This is a genomic window from Erwinia endophytica, from assembly GCF_009295515.1.
Taxonomy (GTDB): Bacteria; Pseudomonadota; Gammaproteobacteria; order Enterobacterales; family Enterobacteriaceae; genus Erwinia; species Erwinia endophytica.
Window position 1 is genome coordinate 1 of record NZ_RQVV01000017.1, and the last position, 3,038, is coordinate 3,038.

Annotated in this window: 2 protein-coding genes; both read right to left on the reverse strand. The window is 48.1% G+C overall.

Annotated elements, in window-relative coordinates:
* Window positions 1–232 precede the first annotated feature (232 nt).
* Window positions 233–661 carry a hypothetical protein gene (locus EH228_RS06160; protein ID WP_152320803.1) on the reverse strand — a complete coding sequence of 143 codons (429 nt, stop codon included), beginning with the start codon at window positions 659–661 and terminating at the stop codon, window positions 233–235.
* Window positions 662–2,878: a hypothetical protein gene (locus EH228_RS06165; RefSeq protein WP_152320804.1), complete on the reverse strand. Its 2,217-nt coding sequence runs from the start codon at window positions 2,876–2,878 to the stop codon at window positions 662–664.
* Window positions 2,879–3,038: the final 160 nt, after the last annotated feature.

Below are 3,038 nucleotides of genomic sequence, written 5' to 3' on the forward strand. Positions count from 1 at the left end.
GGCGTTTAAACGATTTTCGGATCAGAGACATAGTCAGGAAACATTACAAAAAAAAACATGTTACCTGACGACGTCTTAATGCGACAGAACCCCACCAAGCCAGTTACCTCGGTTCAGAAGAGTTAGCGCTCAACTGATCCATCGAAAAGGCCACCTTAGCGGGTGGCTTTTTCGTTTACAGAGCAAGAGATTACGCTCAGAACAAAAGGATCTCAACTGATCAATTAATAAATCATTCGCATTTTTTCATTTTTACAGCTCCATCATACGAGTATGTCCGTACAAAGTCTGGATCTTTGCTCCAAAAGTATTTTTTTTTCTTTTTATCAAAGAAACCGAACCATTTTAAATAACCAGTCTCATTCTTATAATTAAATTCTGCAATTTTTTTTGTCTTATCTACATCATCCCATTTTATATTCATCCCTCCACTACCAAGATCTAATGGCCCATCGAGATAAACATCGATCACACCATTATTAACTACCGAGGAATGAATAGAGATAACAATTTGATTGTCATTAACAACCAATGGAGATATTTTTTGCTCTAACGGAAAATAAAATCCATCATCATCACATGTAGTTCCCCATTCACCTAAATCATCGTTAGCGTAGGATGAAATAGAAAATGACAGTAAAAAAACAAATAAATAGCGCATTTATTTCACCGTTAATAGTTTAGATATATACCCAATAGGAAGATAAAGATCAGTGTTACCTTTAAGCTCCTCTTTTAAGTAATTATCAAACAATTGATTAGCCTCAACCCTTGTCTTTGCTGGTTGACCAAAGCGCCCAGGTGGTAGACTAGCCCACTCATAGCTCAAAACATCTAAAGCGCCGTTTATATCACCTTTAGCTATCATCTCAAGCGAACCTTTCCTCTTTACCTTAAAAATAAGAGCGCAACATTTATCCTGCGACAATGGAGTGAAATCACTCACCCCATACCGAGCTCTAGCTCTAACCATCTGATGATCATCCCATGAATACCCCATGATTTGATATGCTCCAGCAGCTGAGGATGTTAATTTCCCTCTAGTAATGGATATTCTAGGATGATCACTAAAATCCTTATGGTAATCTTTAATAAATGACTGCCCACCAAATAATGTTTCATATCCTTTATCACCAAGAGTACCCTCCCCAACTCTAAGCATTCTCATAAATGCTCTTACTCTTGCTTCTTCTAATGAAATTACAGCTATATTTTTTACAGCATCAAGAAACACAATCGGATGCATATGCCACAGAGCTTCACCGCTGCGGATCTCCGGCACATCCTTCATCCACACCAGTTTATTGATGAAGTCACGGTTATACAGCGCCATGTCCGGGTATTTCTTCGCCTGTTCATCCAGTGCAGCCTGCCACAGGGCCGACATGCCATCTTTCAGCCATTCGCTGTGGTGCTTCACCACTAAGCGCTGCACCTGATACCGGATATGCGGCTGTGTGTTATGCAGAAACCGCCACAGTTCGCCGGCATCAATCACGCCATCCTGGTTCAGATCCATCTGTTTCAGCAGCTTCTGGTACTGCTCGGTGTAGCCCGAGGAATACATATCCCGCGTTTCACTCCGGGCCAGCGCCTCCAGTCGTTCGTACGTCCGGCGCAGCCAGCCCTCTTTCGGGGTCTGGAAAATGCTTTGCGGCGCATCCTCCTGCTCCAGTGGCATAAACCCCCGTTTTTCGAGGTCGAACTGGTTCGCTCTCTCCACATCAGCCGCCGACATCCATGCCAGCTCGCCGGGAATGTAATACCAGGTCTTTCCGTCTGCTTCCAGCCGGCGGCACTCACTTTCCGGGGTGTATCGCTCTGCAGTCGTGGGGGAAGGGGCTCCCCCCACGCCGGCTACCACAAACGTATTATCCTGCTCCCGGTGCTTCCAGCGGGTTTTATCCGCCAGCGTGTGCAGCTCTGCCACACCGGTCGTCACCCCGGCCTTGTTCGCCAGAAAATCCTTCATCCGCGCATCCTGGCTGAATACCTCCAGATGGCAAAAGTATTGTGATCCGCCAAACGGACGTTCGTTCAGACTCAGGTGACCGATAATCTCCCCGGCCTTCACCGACGGCGTATTCTCGCCGGAAACCGTCACCACCTGATTAAACACCCCGTGCTGATGGGCTACCTGCATCCACGCCGGCAGCGCATCCCCCTGCCGCTTCACAAACTTATCCAGCCCGGAGATCCAGCCAGATTCACCGGCGGATAATCCGCTTTTCGTGCCTTCCGGTACCGACACCACAGACACGAAGATAAACGGGGCCGGCCTGCCGTTCAGCAGGAATGAAGCCTCCTGCTTAATCTCCACCACGGCACCTCGTGGCAGTGTGGTCTGCGTATCCTGCGGCACCTCATAGTGACGTAGCGCATCACGGGGAACGTTAACCCCTTCCCTCAGCCCGCTGCGTATCCAGCCGGGAGATGTGTTGTCCTGGCGAATTTTCAGCGCGCTGGCGGTCACGGTCGCGGTTGGTGTGTTTGTAATGCCATATTCAGAAAGCGGGGCTATCTGCATCCACAGCGTGTAGAAATCCAGTGCGTTATCAGGCTTGTCTTTATCCGGGGTACAGGTGGATTTGATGAGGACGAAGGTGGAGCTGAATTTCAGCGTCTTTTTTCCGTATGCTGCTGTCTGATAATCGTCATTCAGCCGCCAGGCCACCACCTGACCATCGGTCATGCATTTCAGGCCATGTCCACCGGGCTTAAAAACTGCATTTCCGGCAAAGCCCTCACACAGGTGAATCCCCCCATGCCAGTGTTCAGCCGGCTTCATCAGCCAGTGGGTGTCTCCCTCGCTGCCCTGCATGGCGGCCATGAATTCCGTTGCTGAGCGGTAGCCGTCAACCGGCAGTACCATTTTCATCCTGTTCTCCATGAATTTATGATGGTTATTTGCCAATCATACACCGCACAGGACATAACCAGAATTTCCGGTTCTGTCGCATTAAGACGTCGTCAGGTAACATGTTTTTTTTTGTAATGTTTCCTGACTATGTCTCTGATCCGAAAATCGTTTAAACGCC

What these genes read in the sequence shown, in the direction of transcription:
- EH228_RS06165 (WP_152320804.1), bottom strand. Translation starts at nt 2,878, where the DNA reads ATGAAAATGGTACTGCCGGTTGACGGCTACCGCTCAGCAACGGAATTC.
- EH228_RS06160 (WP_152320803.1), bottom strand. Translation starts at nt 661, where the DNA reads ATGCGCTATTTATTTGTTTTTTTACTGTCATTTTCTATTTCATCCTAC.